The following is a 19,669-nucleotide window of genomic DNA, read 5'->3' on the forward strand; positions in this document are numbered from 1 at the left end:
AAAGGCTCTACATCGGGCCTTATAGCCTGACAGCGACAATCGAAATGTAGTTTTACTACTAAAAATTGTATCCAGAGGGCTGTTTCTCAGACTGATCTGTAGTAAAACTACAAGTCGCCGGGTACACCCCCGGAGAACATCCAAGAATTAGCTGCGGTCGCCCACGAGGCCGGCCGCTCACCTATGGCATCCGATTCTGGAAGCCTTTCCGCCCTGGAGCAAGCCATGCAAGACCTCGATCCCGTCGAAACCCAGGAATGGCTGGACGCCCTGGAGTCCGTACTCGACCGCGAAGGTGAAGACCGCGCTCATTACCTGATGACCCGCATGGGCGAGCTGGCCAGCCGTAGCGGCACCCAACTGCCCTACGCGATCACCACGCCCTATCGCAACACCATTCCGGTAACCCACGAAGCACGCATGCCCGGCGACCTGTTCATGGAGCGCCGGATCCGCTCCCTGGTGCGCTGGAACGCCCTGGCGATGGTGATGCGGGCGAACAAGCACGACCCGGACCTGGGCGGCCACATCTCCACCTTCGCCTCCTCGGCGACCCTCTACGACATCGGCTTCAACTATTTCTTCCAGGCTCCCACCGACGAACACGGCGGCGACCTGGTGTTCTTCCAGGGCCACGCGTCCCCCGGCGTCTACGCCCGGGCCTTCCTCGAAGGCCGCATCAGCGAGGAACAACTGGAGAACTTCCGCCAGGAAGTGGACGGCAACGGCCTGTCCTCCTATCCGCACCCCTGGCTGATGCCAGACTTCTGGCAGTTCCCCACCGTATCCATGGGCCTTGGCCCGATCCAGGCGATCTACCAGGCACGCTTCATGAAGTACCTGGAAAGCCGCGGCTTCATCCCCGCCGGCAAGCAGAAGGTCTGGTGCTTCATGGGCGACGGCGAGTGCGACGAGCCGGAATCCCTCGGCGCGATCTCCCTGGCCGGCCGCGAGAAACTCGACAACCTGATCTTCGTCATCAACTGCAACCTGCAGCGCCTCGACGGCCCGGTCCGCGGCAACGCCAAGATCATCCAGGAACTGGAAGGCGTGTTCCGCGGCGCCGAGTGGAACGTCAACAAGGTCATCTGGGGTCGCTTCTGGGACCCGCTGTTCGCCAAGGACACCGCCGGCCTGCTGCAGCAGCGCATGGACGAGGTCATCGACGGCGAATACCAGAACTACAAGGCGAAAGACGGCGCCTACGTGCGCGAGCACTTCTTCGGCGCGCGTCCGGAACTGCTGGAAATGGTCAAGGACCTTTCCGACGAGGAAATCTGGAAGCTCAACCGCGGCGGCCACGACCCCTACAAGGTCTATGCGGCCTACCACCAGGCGGTCAACCACAAGGGCCAGCCGACCGTCATCCTGGCCAAGACCATCAAGGGCTACGGCACCGGCAGCGGCGAAGCGAAGAACATCGCGCACAACGTGAAGAAGGTCGACGTCGACAGCCTGCGCGCGTTCCGCGACAAGTTCGACATCCCGGTCAAGGACGCCGACCTGGAGAAGCTGCCGTTCTACAAGCCTGAAGAAGGCAGCGCCGAGGCCAAGTACCTGGCCGAGCGCCGCGCCGCGCTGGGCGGCTTCATGCCGGTGCGCCGGCAGAAGAGCATGAGCGTGCCGGTTCCGCCGCTGGAAACCCTGAAGGCCATGCTCGACGGCTCCGGCGATCGCGAGATCTCCACCACCATGGCCTTCGTGCGGATCATCTCGCAGCTGGTCAAGGACAAGGAACTCGGCCCGCGCATCGTCCCGATCGTCCCGGACGAGGCCCGTACCTTCGGCATGGAAGGCATGTTCCGCCAGCTCGGCATCTACTCCTCGGTCGGCCAGCTCTACGAGCCGGTGGACAAGGACCAGGTGATGTTCTACCGCGAGGACAAGAAGGGCCAGATCCTCGAGGAAGGCATCAACGAGGCCGGCGCCATGTCCAGCTGGATTGCCGCCGGTACCTCCTACAGCACCCACAACCAGCCGATGCTGCCGTTCTACATCTTCTATTCGATGTTCGGCTTCCAGCGCATCGGCGACCTGGCCTGGGCCGCCGGCGACAGCCGCGCGCACGGCTTCCTGATCGGCGGCACCGCCGGTCGCACCACGCTGAACGGCGAAGGCCTGCAGCACGAGGACGGCCACAGCCACCTGCTGGCCTCGACCATCCCGAACTGCCGCACCTACGATCCGACCTACGCCTACGAACTGGCGGTGATCATCCGCGAAGGCTCGCGGCAGATGATCGAAGAGCAGCAGGACATCTTCTACTACATCACCGTGATGAACGAGAACTACGTCCAGCCGGCCATGCCGAAGGGCGCAGAGGAAGGCATCATCAAGGGCATGTACCTCCTCGAGGAGGACAAGAAGGAAGCCGCTCACCACGTGCAACTGCTGGGCTCCGGCACCATCCTGCGCGAAGTCGAGGAAGCGGCCAAGCTGCTGCGCAACGACTTCGGCATCGGCGCCGACGTCTGGAGCGTGCCGAGCTTCAACGAGCTGCGTCGCGACGGCCTTGCCGTCGAGCGCTGGAACCGCCTGCATCCGGGCCAGAAGCCGAAGCAGAGCTACGTCGAGGAGTGCCTGGGCGGCCGTCGCGGCCCGGTGATCGCCTCCACCGACTACATGAAGCTCTACGCCGAGCAGATCCGCCAGTGGGTTCCCTCCAAGGAGTACAAGGTGCTCGGCACCGACGGCTTCGGCCGCAGCGACAGCCGCAAGAAGCTGCGCAACTTCTTCGAAGTGGATCGTCACTGGGTGGTGCTGGCCGCGCTCGAAGCGCTGGCCGATCGCGGCGATATCGAGCCGAAAGTGGTGGCCGAGGCCATCGCCAAGTACGGTATCGATCCGGAGAAGCGCAACCCGCTGGATTGCTAATTCGCTCCATACTCCCCTCGGCAGCGAGGGGTTTCGAGCACGCCGGCGCCGCCAACGGGCGGCGCCGGCTCACAACGAACCAAGGACCAAAAGTCTTTGTTTTGCGCGCCGCACAGCGGTGGTGGCACGTAAAAGGAGAGGAATGTGAGCGAACTCATTCGCGTACCCGACATCGGCAACGGTGAGGGTGAAGTCATCGAGCTGCTGGTCAAGCCCGGCGACAAGGTCGAGGCCGATCAGAGCCTGCTGACCCTGGAATCCGACAAGGCCAGCATGGAAATCCCCAGTCCCAAGGCCGGGGTAGTGAAAAGCATCAAGGCGAAGGTCGGCGACACCTTGAAAGAAGGTGACGAAATCCTCGAGCTGGAAGTGGAAGGCGGCGAACAGCCTGCCGAAGCCAAGGCCGAGGCAGCGCCCGCCCAACCGGAAGCGCCGAAAGCCGAAGCGCCTGCTCCCGCCCCGAGCGAGAGCAAGCCGGCCGCCCCCGCCGCGGCCAGCGTCCAGGACATCAAGGTCCCGGACATCGGCTCGGCCGGCAAGGCCAACGTCATCGAAGTGATGGTCAAGGCCGGCGACACGGTCGAGGCCGACCAGTCGCTGATCACCCTGGAATCCGACAAGGCCAGCATGGAGATTCCCTCGCCGGCCTCCGGGGTGGTGGAAAGCGTCTCGATCAAGGTCGGTGACGAAGTCGGCACCGGCGACCTGATCCTCAAGCTGAAGGTGGAAGGCGCCGCTCCGGCAGCCGAAGAGCAACCGGCAGCCGCTCCGGCCCAGGCCGCGGCGCCCGCCGCCGAGCAGAAGCCCGCCGCGGCGGCCCCTGCGCCAGCCAAGGCCGATACCCCGGCTCCGGTCGGCGCACCCAGCCGCGACGGCGCCAAGGTCCACGCCGGCCCGGCGGTGCGCATGCTGGCGCGCGAGTTCGGCGTCGAGCTGAGCGAAGTGAAAGCCAGCGGTCCCAAGGGTCGCATCCTCAAGGAAGACGTCCAGGTCTTCGTCAAGGAGCAACTGCAGCGCGCCAAGTCCGGCGGTGCCGGCGCCACCGGCGGAGCCGGCATCCCGCCGATCCCGGAAGTCGACTTCAGCAAGTTCGGCGAAGTGGAAGAAGTGGCGATGACCCGCCTGATGCAGGTCGGCGCCGCCAACCTGCATCGCAGCTGGCTGAACGTGCCGCACGTGACCCAGTTCGACCAGTCGGACATCACCGACATGGAAGCCTTCCGCGTTGCCCAGAAGGCCGCGGCGGAGAAGGCCGGGGTCAAGCTGACCGTACTGCCGATCCTGCTCAAGGCCTGCGCCCACCTGCTCAAGGAACTGCCGGACTTCAACAGTTCGCTGGCCCCCAGCGGCAAGGCGCTGATCCGCAAGAAGTACGTACACATCGGCTTCGCCGTGGACACTCCGGACGGCCTGCTGGTCCCGGTGATCCGCGATGTCGACCGGAAGAGCCTCCTGCAACTGGCCGCCGAGGCCGCCGACCTGGCCGACAAGGCCCGCAACAAGAAGCTCTCGGCCGATGCCATGCAGGGCGCCTGCTTCACCATCTCCAGTCTCGGCCACATCGGCGGCACCGGCTTCACGCCGATCGTCAACGCGCCGGAAGTGGCGATCCTCGGTGTGTCCAAGGCGACCATGCAGCCGGTATGGGACGGCAAGGCCTTCCAGCCGCGCCTGATGCTGCCGCTGTCGCTGTCCTACGACCATCGCGTGATCAACGGTGCCGCCGCGGCGCGCTTCACCAAGCGCCTGGGCGAGCTGCTGGCGGACATCCGCACCCTGCTCCTGTAATACCTGCGCCGCTCCCCACGGAGCGGCCAGCCCCTCTCGCGAGCATGCCACGCTCGTCTCTCGGCCCCACCGGATGGTGGGGCTTTTTTTGCCCGCCTGACGGCTCGGCGAAACTGCGTCCCGTCGTACCGCCAGCGAATGCCACAGGACCCGCAGGCGCGAGTTCGGCGCGCACGATGACAGGCGCTCGACGCCAACCCTCCCGGCGAAGCCAACCCTACGAAAAACAGGGCTTTTCCAGCGGCACCGCAGACCTCCGACCGTCCAGCGGTTTTTTCCCGGATACGCTTAACTTGGGCCCTGCCGGGCCGATACAGAGTTACTTGTCAGACCAATCGGCATAATGCACCCTTTGCCTGCACCCCATCGAAACGGGTCGAGGCCTCCCCCTCGCTCAGTACCTGGAATCAGCCTCGCATGAAAAGTCATCCCGATGCCGCCAGCCGTTCGGCGGCCGAGGTTGTCACGCAGCTACCCGTGCCGTCGCGGCTCGGGCTGCTGCGTTTCGAGCGGCTGAACGAGCCGAGCTGGGCACTGCTGTTCCTCGATCCTGCCTGCGAGCGCCAGCTCGGGCTGCCGGCGACTACCCTCTGCGCACTGCTCGATGCGCCTTACGCCAGCCTGATGGAACCCGAGGCCCGCCACCGCCTGCACGAGCAGATCCAGCAGCAACTGGTGAAGCGCCCGCACTACCAGGTGAGCTACAAGCTGCACACACCCAACGGCGTGCTGACCATGCTGGAGTTCGGCGAAGCCTTCCAGCAGCATGGCCGCCAGTTGCTGCACGGCTACCTGATGGTCGAGGAGCGAGCGGAGAGCGCCGAGCGCAGCGAACAGTTGCTCGACCTGGAATCGCAGAACCTGCGCCTGAAGGCGTCCCTGGACCTCTACCAGCGCTCCCAGGACGACCACCTGCAACACCTGCTGCGCTCGCGCACCCAGCAGAACCTGATCGTCCGCCTGGCCCGCCATCGCTACCTGTCCAGCGACCCGCTGCTGGAGGCTGCGCAACTGATCACCCAGGCCGCCTGCGAAGCCTACGGCACCGCGCGAGCCGGCATCTGGCGGCTGCTCGACGACCAGCGCCTGGAAGCGGTGACCGTCTACCGCCGCGACCTCGACCAGTACGAGAAGCCCCAGAGCATCGACGCCAGCCGCTACCCCGCCTACCTCGAGGCGGTACACAGCGGGCGCGCCATCGACGCCCACAACGCCCAGCGCGACCCACGCACCCAGGAACTCTACAAGGACTACCTGAGGCCGCTGGGCGTCAACGCCCTGCTCGACGCCACCATCCGCATCGGCGGCGAGGTGGTCGGCGTGCTGTGCCTGGAACACGCCGGCGAGAACCGCATGTGGCAGAGCGACGAGATCGCCTTCGCCGGGGAACTCGCCGACCAGTACGCGCAGGTCCTGATGAACCACGAGCGACGCAATGTCTCCAGCGCCCTGCACCTGTTCCAGCGCGCGGTGGAACAGAGCGCCAGCGCCTTCCTGCTGATCGACCGCGACGGCGTGGTGGAATACGTCAATCCGAGCTTCACCTCGATCACCCAGTACAGCGCCGACGAAGTGCGTAACCGACGCCTGTCCGAGCTTCCGGCGCTGGAGAACCTCAGCGAGCTGCTGTTCGACGCGCGTTCCGCGCTGACCCAGCAGAACAGCTGGCAGGGCGAGTTCCGCAGCCGCCGCAAGAACCACGAGCCTTACTGGGGCCAGTTGTCGCTGTCGAAGGTCTACGACGATCTCGGCGAGCTGACCCACTACATCGGCATCTACGAAGACATCACGCAGAACAAGCTGGCCCAGCAGCACATCGAGAAACTCGCCTACCGCGACAACCTCACCGGCCTGGCCAACCGGCACTATTTCATCGGCGCCCTCGAGGAACGCCTGGAAAGCAGCGGCGACCGCCCGCTCAGCCTGCTGCTGGTGGACATCGACAACTTCAAGCGGATCAATGACAGCCTCGGCCACCAGACCGGCGACAAGCTGCTGGTCAGCCTGGCCCGGCGCTTGCGCAGTTGCCTCGGCGACGGCGCCACCCTGGCGCGCTTCGCCAGCAACGAGTTCGCCGTGCTGCTCGACGACACCGCGGTGGAAAAGGGCGAAAGCATTGCCGCGCAGGTCCTGCACATGCTCGACAAGCCGCTGTTCGTCGACAACCAGTTGATCAACATCACCGGCTCCATCGGCCTGGCCAGCGCCCCGCAGCACGGCTGCGACCCGCAGACCCTAATGAAGTACGCCGGCCTGGCGCTGCACAAGGCCAAGGCCAACGGCAAGCACCAGGTCCAGGTGTTCACCGAGGCGCTGACCGCCGAGGCCAGCTACAAGCTGTTCGTCGAGAGCAACTTGCGCCGCGCCCTGGCGCAGAACGAACTGGCGGTGCACTACCAGCCCAAGCTGTGCCTGCGCAGCGGCCAGTTGCTCGGCCTGGAAGCCCTGCTGCGCTGGCAGCATCCGGAAAAAGGCATGATCCGCCCGGACCGCTTCATCAGCGTGGCCGAGGAAACCGGGCTGATCGTGCCGATCGGCAAGTGGGTGATCCGCGAAGCCTGTCGCCAGGCCCGCGAGCTGGCCGAGGCCGGGCTGGGCGAGCTGCAGATCGCCATCAACCTGTCGCCCAAGCAGTTCACCGACCCGGACCTGGTCGGCTCGATCGCGGCGATCCTCCACGAAGAGAACATCCCGGCCAGCCAGCTGGAACTGGAGCTCACCGAAAGCCTGCTGCTGGACGCCACCGACGATACCCGCCAGCAACTCGAACGCCTGAAGAGCCTCGGCCTGACCCTGGCGATGGACGACTTCGGCACCGGCTACTCGTCACTGAGCTACCTGAAGAAATTCCCCATCGACGTGATCAAGATCGACCGCAGCTTCATCAAGGACATCCCGGACAGCCAGGACGACATGGAAATCACCTCGGCGGTGATCGCCATGGCCCACAACCTCAAGCTCAAGGTAGTCGCCGAAGGCGTGGAGAGCGCCGAGCAACTGGCCTTCCTCCGGCGCAACCGCTGCGACATCGGCCAGGGCTACCTGTTCGACCGGCCGATCCCCAGCGACCTGCTCAATACCAGTCTGCTGCGCTATCCCTGCCGCACCCTGCACTGATCGCCCAGGCCTCCCCCGCCGGCGCGGAAAGGCTGTACTCTCTGTGCTCATCCGCGAGTCATTCGCCTACCCCCTGAGCAGGAGACGAGAGCCATGGTTCTGCGTTCTGAAATCCTCACCAAGAAAAGCGAGCTGCCCACGCCGGACCAGGCCCTGCCGGGTCGCGAAAGCGCCATGCCGGTGCCCGAAGCGCACTTCGTCAACGGCCGCCCGCTGACCGCGCCGTTCCCCGCCGGCCTGCAACAGGTGCTGTTCGGCATGGGCTGCTTCTGGGGCGCCGAGCGTCGCCTCTGGCAGCAACCGGGTGTCTGGGTGACCGCGGTGGGTTATGCCGGCGGCTACACGCCGAACCCGACCTACGACGAAGTCTGCTCCGGCCTGACCGGCCACAGCGAGGTCGTGCTGGTGGTCTACAACCCGCAGGAGACCAGCTTCGAACAGCTGCTCAAGGTATTCTGGGAAGCCCACGACCCGACCCAGGGCATGCGCCAGGGCGGCGACATCGGCACCCAGTACCGCTCGGTGATCTACACCTTCGACGCGGCCCAGAAGGCCGCGGCCTTGGCCAGCCGGGAGAGCTTCCAGGCCGAACTGGCGAAAGCCGGCTACGACCGCATCACCACCGAGATCGCCGACGTCCCGCCCTTCTACTACGCCGAGGCCTACCACCAGCAGTACCTGGCGAAGAACCCCAACGGCTACTGCGGCCTGGGCGGCACCGGGGTGTGCCTGCCGGCCTGACGACTATTCCGCCACCAGCCAGTCGAGACGCCAGCCGCCCTGGCTCTGGGCCATGACCTCGGCCAGCCAGGGCAGCAGGTCGCGCAGTTCGTCCTCCAGCGGCCACGGCGGATTGACGATGGCCAGCCCGGAGCCGTTGAAACGCTCGGCGTCGTCGATCGGATGCACGTGCAGCTCGGCACGCAGCAGCTTCGGCGCGACGCTACGTTCCAGGGCCTGGTAGAAGCGCTTGAGCTGGCGCTCGTCCTTGATCGGATACCAGATCACCACCACCGTCTGGCGCATCCGCCCGATCGCCTCGTCGAGCGCAGCGACACAACGCTGCAATTCGTCGGCCTGCTCGAACGGCGGATCGATCAGCAGCACCGCGCGCTTTTCCGGCGCCGGCAGGAACGCCCGCGGCAGCAGCCAACCGTCGCCCTGGTGCACGGCGACCCGCCGTTCGCCAGCCATGTTGGCCTTGAGCAGGCGGCCGTCCTCGGGATGCAATTCGTTGAGCAGCACGCGGTCCTGGGCGCGGGTCAGGCGCCGCGCCAGTTCCGGCGAGCCCGGGTAGTAGCGCAGGGAGCCGTCCGGATTCAGGTGACGGATCACGTCCAGGTAATCGTCCAGTTGCTCGGGCAGGCCTTCGCGCTCCCACAGGCGGGCGATGCCCTGCTCCCACTCGCCGGTGCGGCTGGCCTCGTCACCCTGCAGGTCGTAGAGGCCGACCCCGGAATGGCTGTCCAGGTAGGCGTACGGCGTGTCCTTGCGCCCCAGTAGGGCGAAGATCCGCGCCAGCACCAGGTGCTTGAAGACATCGGCATGGTTGCCGGCGTGGTAAGCGTGACGATAGTTCATGATGACTGCTCCTTGGACAGCGCCAGGCAGCGCTGCTAGCCGGACCGCCCGGCCCCGGCGGATTCGCGCCGACCCCGCGTCGGCACAGGCCCTCGCCCATGGGCGAGGGGCGCGGATTCTACCAGCCTCCCGAGGCTTCGGCAGCGGTCTCGCCGTCGCAGGTTTGGCCCTTGTATCACGCATATCGATGTTGGTTGGCGACCTTCATTCACCAGCCTAGACTCGCTGGCACCCTGGCACCGCCTGCGACGGTCGATGCCTTCGCCGCGCCGCCCCACGATCCCCTTTCGCCGAGGTCGTCATGTCCGAAACCCTGCTCAGTTCCCGCAACCTAGCGTTCGAGCTGTACGAAGTCCTCGATGCCGAAGCCCTGACCCAGCGCCCGCGCTTCGCCGAACATAGCCGCGAAACCTTCGATGCCGCCCTCGGCACCGCGCGGAGCCTGGCGGAAAAGCTGTTCGCCCCGCACAACCGCAAGGGCGACGAACACGAGCCGCTCTATGAGAATGGCTCAGCCACGCTGATTCCGGAAGTGAAGCCGGCAGTGGATGCCTTCCTCGACGCCGGCTTCCTCAACGCCACCCGCAGCTTCGAGCAAGGCGGCATGCAGTTGCCGACCCTGCTGTCGCAGGCCTGCTTCGCCCACTTCCAGGCGGCCAACGTCGGTAGCTCGGCCTATCCGTTCCTGACCATGGGTGCCGCCAACCTGATCGAGAGCTTCGGCAGCGAGGAGCAGAAGCAGCGCTTCCTGCAACCGATGATCGAGGGCCGCTTCTTCGGCACCATGGCCCTCACCGAACCGCACGCCGGCTCCTCCCTCTCCGACATCCGCACCCGCGCCGAACCGGCCGCCGACGGCAGCTATCGGATCAAGGGCAACAAGATCTTCATCTCCGGCGGCGACCACCCGCTCTCCGAGAACATCGTGCATATGGTCCTGGCCAAGCTGCCGGATGCACCGCCGGGGGTGAAAGGCATCTCGCTGTTCATCGTGCCGAAGTTCCTGGTCAACGCCGACGGCAGCCTCGGGCCGCGCAACGACGTGATCCTCGCCGGCCTGTTCCACAAGATGGGTTATCGCGGCACCACCTCCACCGCGCTGAACTTCGGCGACAACGGCGCCTGCGTCGGCTACCTGGTGGGCAAGCCGCACCACGGCCTGGCCTACATGTTCCAGATGATGAACGAGGCGCGCATCGGCGTCGGCATGGGCGCGGTGATGCTTGGCTATGCCGGTTACCTCTATTCGCTGGAGTACGCCCGCGAACGCCCGCAGGGCCGCCTGCCGGACGGCAAGGACCCGAGCGCGCCACAGGTGGCGATCATCCGCCACGCCGACGTGCGGCGCATGCTGCTGACCCAGAAGGCCTATGTCGAAGGCGCCTTCGACCTGGGCCTGTACGCCGCGCGCCTGTTCGACGACAGCCAGACCCTGGAAGACGACGAACAGCGCCGCCAGGCCCACGACCTGCTCGACCTGCTGACCCCGATCGTCAAGTCCTGGCCCTCGGAGTTCTGCCTGAAGGCCAACGAGCTGGCGATCCAGATCCTCGGCGGCCACGGCTACACCCGCGAATACCCGGTGGAACAGTACTACCGCGACAATCGCCTGAACCCGATCCACGAAGGCACCCACGGCATCCAGTCCCTCGACCTGCTGGGACGCAAGGTCGGGCAGAACAATGGCGCCGGCCTGCGCCAGCTGACCCGCCTGATCCAGGACGCCTGCCGGCGCGCCGAAGCCCACCCATCCCTGGTCGCCCTGCGCCAGCCGCTGGAACGGCTGGTGGCGCGGCTGTCCGAGGTGACCCTGGCACTGCTCGGCGACCTGATGCAGGGCCAGGTCAACCAGGGCCTGGCCAACTCGGCGCTGTACCTGAAAGTGTTCGGCCATGCGGTGATCGGCTGGCGCTGGCTGGAGCAGGCGATCCGCGCCGAGGAAGGGCTGGCTCGCGGCGACTGCGCCGACGCCGACTTCTATCGCGGCAAGTTGCAGGCCGCACGCTACTTCCTGACCTGGGAAGTGCCTGGCTGCCACCACGAACTGGCGCTGCTGGAGGCCCGCGACGACGTGTGTTCGAGCATGCAGGAAGAATGGTTCTGATCCTGCCTGCCCTTTCCCGCCCCGGTCACGTCCGGGGCTTTTTTATGTCCGGGCATGGACGCCGGGTTGCCGTTGCCTGGCGGCCACGCCGGCGAGTCCGCGCGCACTCGCCCGGACAACGCGAAAGCCTTGGAATTCCTTCGAAAAAAACCGCAGCCGCCCCTTTACAGTCCGCCAAATCCGCAGGTTAGAATCACTTGGCATGCGGCCTGCATCCTGTCTACGTAATTCCCCTACGTAAAACCGACCCGTAGCGTCGCCTTCCCCCTGTCCCGCCGCGAGGAGGCCGACCTTGGACGCCGTCACCGTCAATAATTTCTTCCTGATCGGGGCGGTGCTGGTCGGCATGAGCATCCTCGTCAGCTCGCTGTCCTCCCGCCTGGGCATCCCGATCCTGGTGATCTTCCTCGCCGTCGGCATGATCGCCGGCAACGACGGGGTCGGCGGCATCGTCTTCGACAACTATCCGATGGCCTACCTGGTGGGCAACCTGGCGCTCGCCGTGATCCTCCTCGACGGCGGCCTGCGCACCCGCGTCTCCAGCTTCCGCGTGGCGCTCTGGCCGGCATTGTCGCTGGCCACCCTGGGCGTGCTGGTGACCACCGGCCTGACCGGCATCGCGGCAGCCTGGCTGTTCGACCTGCACTGGATGGAAGGCCTGCTGATCGGCGCCATCGTCGGCTCCACCGATGCCGCCGCGGTGTTCTCCCTGCTCGGCGGCAAAGGTCTCAACGAGCGGGTCACCGCGACCCTGGAAATCGAATCGGGCAGCAACGACCCAATGGCGGTGTTCCTCACCGTGACCCTGATCGAGATGCTCGCCAGCGGCCAGACCGGCCTCAGCTGGGGCTTCGCCCTGCACCTGGTGCAGCAGTTCGGTCTCGGCGCCCTGCTCGGTCTTGGCGGCGGCTGGTTGCTGCTGCAACTGATCAACCGCATGCACCTGGCCGGCGGCCTCTACCCGTTGCTGGTGATCAGCGGTGGCCTGCTGGTGTTCGCCCTGGCCAACGCCGTCGGCGGCAGCGGCATCCTCGCCATCTACCTGTGCGGCCTGCTCCTCGGCAACCGCCCGATCCGCAGCCGCCACGGCATCCTGCACATGCTCGACGGCATGGCCTGGCTGGCGCAGATCGGCATGTTCCTGGTCCTCGGCCTGCTGGTCACACCCCACGACCTGTGGCCGATCGCCCTGCCGGCACTGGCCCTGGCGCTGTGGATGATCCTGGTGGCACGACCGCTGTCGGTACTGATCGGACTGATCCCGTTCCGCGCCTTCCACGACCGCGAGAAAGCCTTCATCGCCTGGGTCGGCCTGCGCGGCGCGGTGCCGATCATCCTCGCGGTGTTCCCGCTGATGGCCGGCCTGCCGAACGCCCAGCTGTTCTTCAACGTGGCCTTCTTCATCGTCCTGGTCTCACTGCTGGTGCAGGGCACCAGCCTGCCCTGGGCGGCCAGGCTGCTGCGGGTGGTGGTGCCGCCGGACCCGGCACCGATATCCCGCGCCGGCCTGGAGATCCACCCGACCAGCGAGTGGGAGCTGTTCGTCTACCACCTGAACAAGGAAAAGTGGTGCATCGGCGCCGCCCTGCGCGAGCTGAAGATGCCCGGCGGGACCCGGATCGCCGCGCTGTTCCGCGGCACCGAACTGCTCCACCCGTCGGGCAGCACCATCCTCGAGGCCGACGACATTCTCTGCGTGATCGGCCACGAACACGACCTGCCGGCCCTCGGCAAGCTGTTCAGCCAGGCGCCCGACCGGGGCCTCGGCGCGCGCTTCTTCGGCGACTTCGTGCTGGAAGGCGATGCCCAGCTGTCGGCGGTGGCCTCGCTCTACGGCCTGAAGCTCGACGGCATCGACGGCGAGCAAGCGCTGGGCCGCTTCATCGCCCACGAGATCGGCGGCGAAGCGGTGATCGGCGACCAGGTGGAGTGGAACGGCCTGACCTGGACCGTGGCCGCCCTGGAAGGCAACCGTATCCGCAAGGTCGGCGTGAAGTTTCCGGAAGGCCGCCCAGGGCCCGGACTTTTCCTCTGATTTCCTGTCGAATTCCCGTTCCGAGGCGCCTTGCGGCGCCTCGGAGCCACCACTAACCTGCATTCACCCTTCTTCGAGTCTCTTCTCGACCATGCCTGCCCTTCGCTCCCTGATCGCTATTCTTTTCCTCGGCCTCTGCCTTGCCAGTCCGCCGCTCCTCGCCCAGTCCGAGCCGCCCTCGGCCGAGGCCGTCCAGCAAAGCCTCGACAAGCTGGCCGAGCGCAAGCTCGCCGAAGCCGACCAGAAGGTCGCCAAGGCCAGCCTCGAACAGACCCTCAAGTTCCTCGCCGCGCGCGACGAAGCGCTGCAGAGCCTGGAGGACCTGAAAAAGCGCCTGAGCGACGCGCCCCGGCAGATCGAGGAAAACCAGCGCGAACTGGAGCACCTGAAGAAGACCAAAGAACGTCCGGTCAGCGAACGCTACAGCGGCGAGAGCGCGGCCCGCCTGGAAATGCTGCTCAACGACCGCACCACCCAGCAGGCCGAGTGGCAGAAAGCCCTGGGCGAGGCCAACAGCCTGTCGATCACCGCCGAGACCCGTCCGGAACGAGCCCAGGCCGGCATCAGCAGCATGCAGGCACGGATCCTGGAAATCGGCTCGCTGCTCAAGGCCGGCAAGGAAAGCGGCAAGACGATCAACGCCGACCGTCGCGGCGAGCTGCTCGCCGAGCAGGCCGCATTGACCGTGCAGAGCCAGCTGTTGCGCCAGGAGCTGGCCGGCAACAACCTGCTGCAGGACCTCGGCAAGAGCCAGCACGATCTGCTCACCGAGAAGATCTCGCGCCTGGAAAAGGAAACCCTCGACCTGCAGGCGCTGATCAGCGAGAAGCGCCGCGAGCAGTCGGAAAAGACCGTCGCCGAGCTGTCCAAGGAAGGCGCCCAGGGGGCCGGCACCGACAGCCTGCTGAGCCAGGAGAACGCCAAGAACCTGCGTCTCTCCGACTACCTCCTGCGTGCCACCGACCGCCTCAACGTGCTCACCCGACGCAACCTCGAGACCAAGCAGCAACTGGACAACCTGACCCAGTCCAACCAGGCCCTCGAGGAACAGATCAACGTCCTGCGCGGCAGCCTGCTGCTGTCGCGCATCCTCTACAAGCAGAAACAGGCGCTGCCCAAGATCAAGGCCGACCAGAGCCTGGCCGACGAGATCGCCGACCTGCGCCTCGGCCAGTTCGAACTGAACCAGGAACGCGACAAGCTGGCGACCCCGCAGCAATACCTGGACGACCTGCTCGCCCAGCAGCCCAGCGAGCAGGTCACGCCGGAACTGCGCAAGGATCTCGACACCCTGTTGGCAACCCGTTCCGAGTTGCTCGAACGGCTCAACCACGAACTCAACGCGCTGCTCAACGAAGCGATCACCTTGCAGTTGAACCAGAAACAGTTGCTTTCCACCAGCGAGAGCCTGCGCACCACCCTCGACGAGCAGATGTTCTGGATTCCCAGCAACCAGCCGCTCGACCTGTCCTGGTTCAAGATGACCCCGACCCTGCTGAAGAACCAGCTCACCGAGATCCCCTGGGGCTCCGGGGTGCGTGAACTGGGCGAAGGCCTGGTCGATCGGCCGCTGCTGTTCCTGCCGCTGTTCCTGCTGATCGCCGCGCTGCTGTGGAAACGCCGCTACCTGTACGACAAGCTGGCGGAGCTGAACGACGACATCGGCCACTTCAAGCGCGACAGCCAGTTGCATACCCCGCTGGCGATCCTGATCACCATCCTCCTCGCCCTGCCCGGCACCCTGACCTTCGCCGTCGCCGGGCTGGCCCTGCTGCTGGACGCCCGCGGCCAGAACGCCACCCTCGGCAGCGCCCTGCTGGAAATGGCCCAGGTCTGGCTGCTGTTCTACACCGCCCATCGCATCCTCACCCCGGGCGGCATCGCCGAGCGGCATTTCCACTGGAGCCGCGAACAGGTCGGCTTCCTCGACCGGCACCTGGTCCGCCTCGGCGTTGTGGTCCTGGCGCTGGTCGGCGTGGTGACGGTGGCCGAGCACCAGCCGGCGAGTCTGGCCGACGACGTGATCGGCATCGCCGTGGTCCTGCTCGGCTACGCGGCCATGGCCTGGCTGCTCAGCCGCCTGCTGTTCAGCAGCCCCGGCGACGAACGTCCGTCGCTGATCAAGATGATCGTCGGCATCCTCTTCACCGCGCTGCCGCTGGTGCTCTTCGTCGCGGTCTGCTTCGGCTACTACTACACCTCGCTGAAGCTCACCGACCGTCTCATCGATACCCTTTACCTGCTGCTGCTCTGGTTCGTCATCGAAGCCGCCTTCGTCCGCGGCCTGGGCGTGGCGGCCCGGCGCCTGGCCTACGCCCGGGCCCTGGCGAAACGGCAGAACGCGGCGAAGGAAGGCGTCGACGGCGAGACCAACGTCGAGGAGCCGACCCTCGGCATCGAGCAGATCAACCAGCAATCGCTGCGGCTGATCCGCCTGGCTCTGCTGATCGGCTTCATCGTCTGCCTGTACTGGGTCTGGGCCGACCTGATCAGCGTGATCTCCTACCTCGACAACGTCACCCTGTACCAGTACACCGCCGGCACCGGCGAAGCGGCCACCAGCGTGCCGATCAGCCTGCGCGACTTCCTCGCGGCGCTGGCCATCGCGGTGGTCACCGTGGCCCTGGCGCGCAACCTGCCCGGCCTGCTGGAAGTCCTGGTACTGCAGCGCCTGACCCTGGCCCAGGGCAGCGCCTACGCCACCACCACCCTGCTTTCCTACGCCATCAGCGGCATCGGCATCGTCAGCGCCCTGTCCACCCTCGGGGTCAGCTGGGACAAGCTGCAATGGCTGGTGGCGGCGCTCTCGGTAGGCCTCGGTTTCGGCCTGCAGGCGATCTTCTCCAACTTCGTCTCCGGCCTGATCATCCTTTTCGAGCGTCCGGTGCGAATCGGCGACGTGGTGACCATCGGCAACCTGTCCGGCACGGTCAGTCGGATCCGCATCCGCGCCACCACCATCACCGATTTCGACCGCAAGGAGATCATCGTCCCGAACCAGACCTTCATCACCGGGCAGTTGGTGAACTGGTCGCTGAGCGATACCGTGACCCGGGTCACCATCAAGATCGGCCTGGCCTACGAGACCGACCTGCCGCTGGCGCGCAAGCTGATGATGCAGGCGGTCAAGGAAAACCCGCGGGTACTGCGCGACCCGGAGCCGCTGCTGTACTTCCTGACCATCAGCGCCAGCACCTTCGACTACGAGCTGCGCTTCCACGTCCGCGAACTGGGCGACCGCAACCCCTCCACCGACGAGATCCTGACGAAGATCGCCACCAGCTTCCGCGAACACAAGATCGACATGGCTTTCAACCAGGTCGATGTGTTCGTCAAGAACCTCCAGGGCCAGCAGGTCCAGCTGTTCGTCGGCGAGCCGCAGCACAGCGGCGTCGGCAATCCGCCCGCGCTCAAGGGCCAGGACGGTCCCGCCGAACCGACCCGCTGAACCTCCGGGCCTGGACGCCCTCCGGCAATTCCCAGCACAATGCTCGGGAATTGCCGGAGGCCTCTCTTGAAATCACTCGACGACCTCGACTTCGACAACCGCTTCGCCCGCCTGGGCGACGCCTTCTCCACCGAAGTCCTGCCCGACCCCATCGCCGAGCCGCGCCTGGTGGTAGCCAGCCCCGCCGCCCTGGCGCTGCTCGACCTGCCAGCGGAAACCAGCGACGAAGCGCTGTTCGCCGAACTGTTCGGCGGGCACAAGCTGTGGTCGGAGGCCGAGCCGCGGGCGATGGTGTATTCCGGCCACCAGTTCGGCTCCTATAACCCGCGCCTGGGCGACGGCCGCGGCCTGCTGCTCGGCGAGGTGATCAACCAGGCCGGCGAGCACTGGGACCTGCACCTCAAGGGCGCCGGCCAGACCCCCTACTCGCGGATGGGCGACGGGCGCGCCGTGCTGCGCTCGTCGATCCGCGAGTTCCTCGCCTCCGAAGCCCTTCCGGCACTGGGCATTCCCAGCAGCCGGGCGCTCTGCGTGATCGGTTCGAGCACGCCGGTCTGGCGCGAGAAGAAGGAAAGCGCGGCGACGCTGCTGCGCCTGGCGCCCAGCCACGTGCGCTTCGGTCACTTCGAATACTTCTACTACACCCGCCAGCACGACCAGTTGAAACAGTTGGCGGCGTTCGTTCTGGAACACCACTTCGCCGACTGCAACGCAGCCGAGCGGCCATACGCGGCGATGTTCCGCCAGGTCGTCGAGCGCAACGCCGAACTCATCGCCCGCTGGCAGGCCTATGGCTTCTGCCACGGGGTGATGAACACCGACAACATGTCGATCCTCGGCATTACCTTCGACTACGGGCCCTACGCCTTCCTCGACGATTTCGACGCCAATCACATCTGCAATCACTCCGACGACGCCGGCCGCTACTCCTTCAGCAACCAGGTACCGATCGCCCATTGGAACCTGGCCACCCTGGCCCAGGCGCTGACGCCACTGGTGGAAGTGGACGAACTGCGCGCCAGCCTCGACCTGTTCCTGCCCCTCTACCAGGCCCACTACCTCGACCTGATGCGCCGGCGCCTGGGCCTGGGCGTCGCCGCGGAGAACGACCAGGCCCTGGTCCAGGAACTGTTGCAGCGCATGCAGGGCAGCGCGGTGGATTACTCGCTGTTCTTCCGCCGACTCGGCGAAGAGACTCCGGAGCGGGCGCTGGCCAGCCTGCGCGACGACTTCGTCGACCGCGAGGCCTTCGACCGCTGGGCCGAGGCCTACCGCCGGCGCGTCGAGGAAGAAGGCGGAGACCAGGAGTCGCGGCGCCGGCGCATGCACGCGGTCAATCCGCTCTATGTGCTGCGCAACTACCTGGCACAGCAGGCCATCGAAGCGGCCGAGCAGGGCGACTACACGGAAGTCCGCTTGCTGCACCAGGTACTGAGTCGCCCGTTCGAGGAACAGCCGGGCATGGAGCGCTTCACTCGGCGCCCGCCGGACTGGGGGCGGCACCTGGAAATCAGTTGCTCCTCCTGACGGGATACCCTGACAGAACGGCGGCCGATAATGCCGCAATGGAATAAATACCTTCGGAAAACTTCTTAGACGCACTAAGAAAAGCCGATTATCTTCGCCGCCACACTTATTCCAGCCTGTTCTACCACCTCCTGTCAGGCGCCTTGCCGCATGAAGATACGCGACCTCGATCTCAGCCAGAGTTCGATCAACACCGAACACCAGGCGCTAGGTCTGCCTCCTGTCGAAGATTTCGTCACCCATCCGGACGACCACCCGGTACTGCGCGCCGCCATGTGGGCGGCGGTGCTGATCCTGGTCGGCCTGCTCGCCTTCCTGGCCTGGCGCCTGTTCTTCGACAACGGCGGCAGCAGCGGCTTCGAGATCATCGAGCAGGCCCTGACCAGCCGAGGTTTCTGGAGCGCGGTGGCGGTGGGCTTCTTCGCCCAGGTGATCGACGGTGCGCTGGGCATGGCCTACGGCATTACTGCCACCACCTTCCTGCTCAGCGCTGGCGCCACGCCGGCCGCCGCCAGCGCCAGCGTGCACATCGCCGAAGTGTTCACCACCGGCTTTTCCGGGATTTCCCACGTCAAGCTCGGCAACGTCAACAAGTCACTCTTCCTCCGCCTGCTGCTGCCGGGAATGATCGGCGCGGTGCTCGGCGCCGTGCTGATCACCCGCTTCGACGGCCACCAGCTCAAGCCCTTCATCTCCGCCTACCTGCTGCTGATGGGCCTGTACATCCTGAGCAAGGCCTACCGCCACGTGATCACGCGCCGGGCACCGCGCCACGTGGCCAAGCTGGCACTCTTCGGCGGCTTCGTCGATGCCGCCGGCGGCGGCGGCTGGGGCCCGGTGGTCACCAGCAGCCTGATCGGCTCGGGTAGCGACCCGCGCACCACCATCGGCTCGGTGAACTTCGCCGAGTTCTTCCTGACCATCGCCAGCGCCACCTCCTTCATCCTCCTCGCCGGCCAGCCGGACACCTGGAAGATGGTCGCCGGACTGGTCTTCGGCGGCCTGTTCGCCGCGCCGTTCGCCGCCCTGCTGTGCAAGAAGCTTTCGCCGCGCACCCTGCTGGTCATCGTCGGCACCCTGATCACCCTGATCAGCGCCTACAACATCTACATCGGCCTGCGCTGACAGGCATAAGCGGCGAACACAACGGTCTAACCAGGCACGCTTTTCCTTGCCCGGGCGCATTGACCCGCCC

At 66.1% G+C, this 19,669-nt stretch carries 10 protein-coding genes; 9 read left to right on the plus strand and 1 reads right to left on the minus strand.

The genetic code is table 11. The annotated features are described in order from the left end of the window. Window positions 1-225: 225 nt before the first annotated feature. The 4 genes from aceE (at window position 226) to msrA (ending at window position 8,520) form a co-directional block, all read left to right on the plus strand. The gene (aceE, locus tag ACYAF3_RS08415; protein ID WP_003114556.1) at window positions 226-2,874 is read left to right on the plus strand and encodes a pyruvate dehydrogenase (acetyl-transferring), homodimeric type; all 2,649 of its coding nucleotides are present in this window, start codon (window positions 226-228) and stop codon (window positions 2,872-2,874) included. A gap of 144 nt (window positions 2,875-3,018) precedes the next feature. Continuing rightward, window positions 3,019-4,662: a dihydrolipoyllysine-residue acetyltransferase gene (gene aceF, locus ACYAF3_RS08420; protein ID WP_003115359.1), complete on the plus strand. Its 1,644-nt coding sequence runs from the start codon at window positions 3,019-3,021 to the stop codon at window positions 4,660-4,662. Window positions 4,663-5,079: 417 nt separating this feature from the next. Next, window positions 5,080-7,779, plus strand: a complete 2,700-nt coding sequence (dipA, locus tag ACYAF3_RS08425) for a phosphodiesterase DipA (protein WP_003114559.1) — start codon at window positions 5,080-5,082, stop codon at window positions 7,777-7,779. Between the two features lie 93 nt (window positions 7,780-7,872). Further along, on the plus strand, window positions 7,873-8,520 hold the full coding sequence (msrA, locus tag ACYAF3_RS08430; RefSeq protein ID WP_003116145.1) for a peptide-methionine (S)-S-oxide reductase MsrA: 648 nt from the start codon (window positions 7,873-7,875) through the stop codon (window positions 8,518-8,520). A gap of 3 nt (window positions 8,521-8,523) precedes the next feature. Here msrA and ACYAF3_RS08435 read toward each other — a convergent pair whose 3' ends face one another. Further along, a complete protein-coding gene (locus ACYAF3_RS08435) occupies window positions 8,524-9,360 on the minus strand; it encodes a 23S rRNA (adenine(2030)-N(6))-methyltransferase RlmJ (protein ID WP_003095790.1) in 837 nt (278 codons plus the stop codon). A gap of 301 nt (window positions 9,361-9,661) precedes the next feature. Here ACYAF3_RS08435 and ACYAF3_RS08440 point away from each other — a divergent pair, with 301 nt between their 5' ends. The 5 genes from ACYAF3_RS08440 to ACYAF3_RS08460 all read left to right on the plus strand — a co-directional run bounded on the left by ACYAF3_RS08440 (window position 9,662) and on the right by ACYAF3_RS08460 (window position 19,599). Then, complete coding sequence (locus tag ACYAF3_RS08440) at window positions 9,662-11,464, plus strand: acyl-CoA dehydrogenase (RefSeq protein ID WP_003114561.1); 1,803 nt, start codon at window positions 9,662-9,664, stop codon at window positions 11,462-11,464. 292 nt (window positions 11,465-11,756) lie between these two features. Continuing rightward, window positions 11,757-13,499 carry a potassium/proton antiporter gene (locus ACYAF3_RS08445; protein ID WP_003114562.1) on the plus strand — a complete coding sequence of 581 codons (1,743 nt, stop codon included), beginning with the start codon at window positions 11,757-11,759 and terminating at the stop codon, window positions 13,497-13,499. Between the two features lie 91 nt (window positions 13,500-13,590). Beyond that, complete coding sequence (mscK, locus tag ACYAF3_RS08450; RefSeq protein ID WP_033957900.1) at window positions 13,591-16,947, plus strand: mechanosensitive channel MscK; 3,357 nt, start codon at window positions 13,591-13,593, stop codon at window positions 16,945-16,947. 66 nt (window positions 16,948-17,013) lie between these two features. After that, window positions 17,014-18,474 carry a protein adenylyltransferase SelO gene (gene selO / locus ACYAF3_RS08455; RefSeq protein WP_033957898.1) on the plus strand — a complete coding sequence of 487 codons (1,461 nt, stop codon included), beginning with the start codon at window positions 17,014-17,016 and terminating at the stop codon, window positions 18,472-18,474. Between the two features lie 150 nt (window positions 18,475-18,624). Continuing rightward, window positions 18,625-19,599: a sulfite exporter TauE/SafE family protein gene (locus ACYAF3_RS08460; protein WP_014603373.1), complete on the plus strand. Its 975-nt coding sequence runs from the start codon at window positions 18,625-18,627 to the stop codon at window positions 19,597-19,599. The last annotated feature ends 70 nt before the right edge of the window (window positions 19,600-19,669 follow it).

It is taken from the genome of Pseudomonas sp. TZ252 (genome assembly GCF_056110345.1).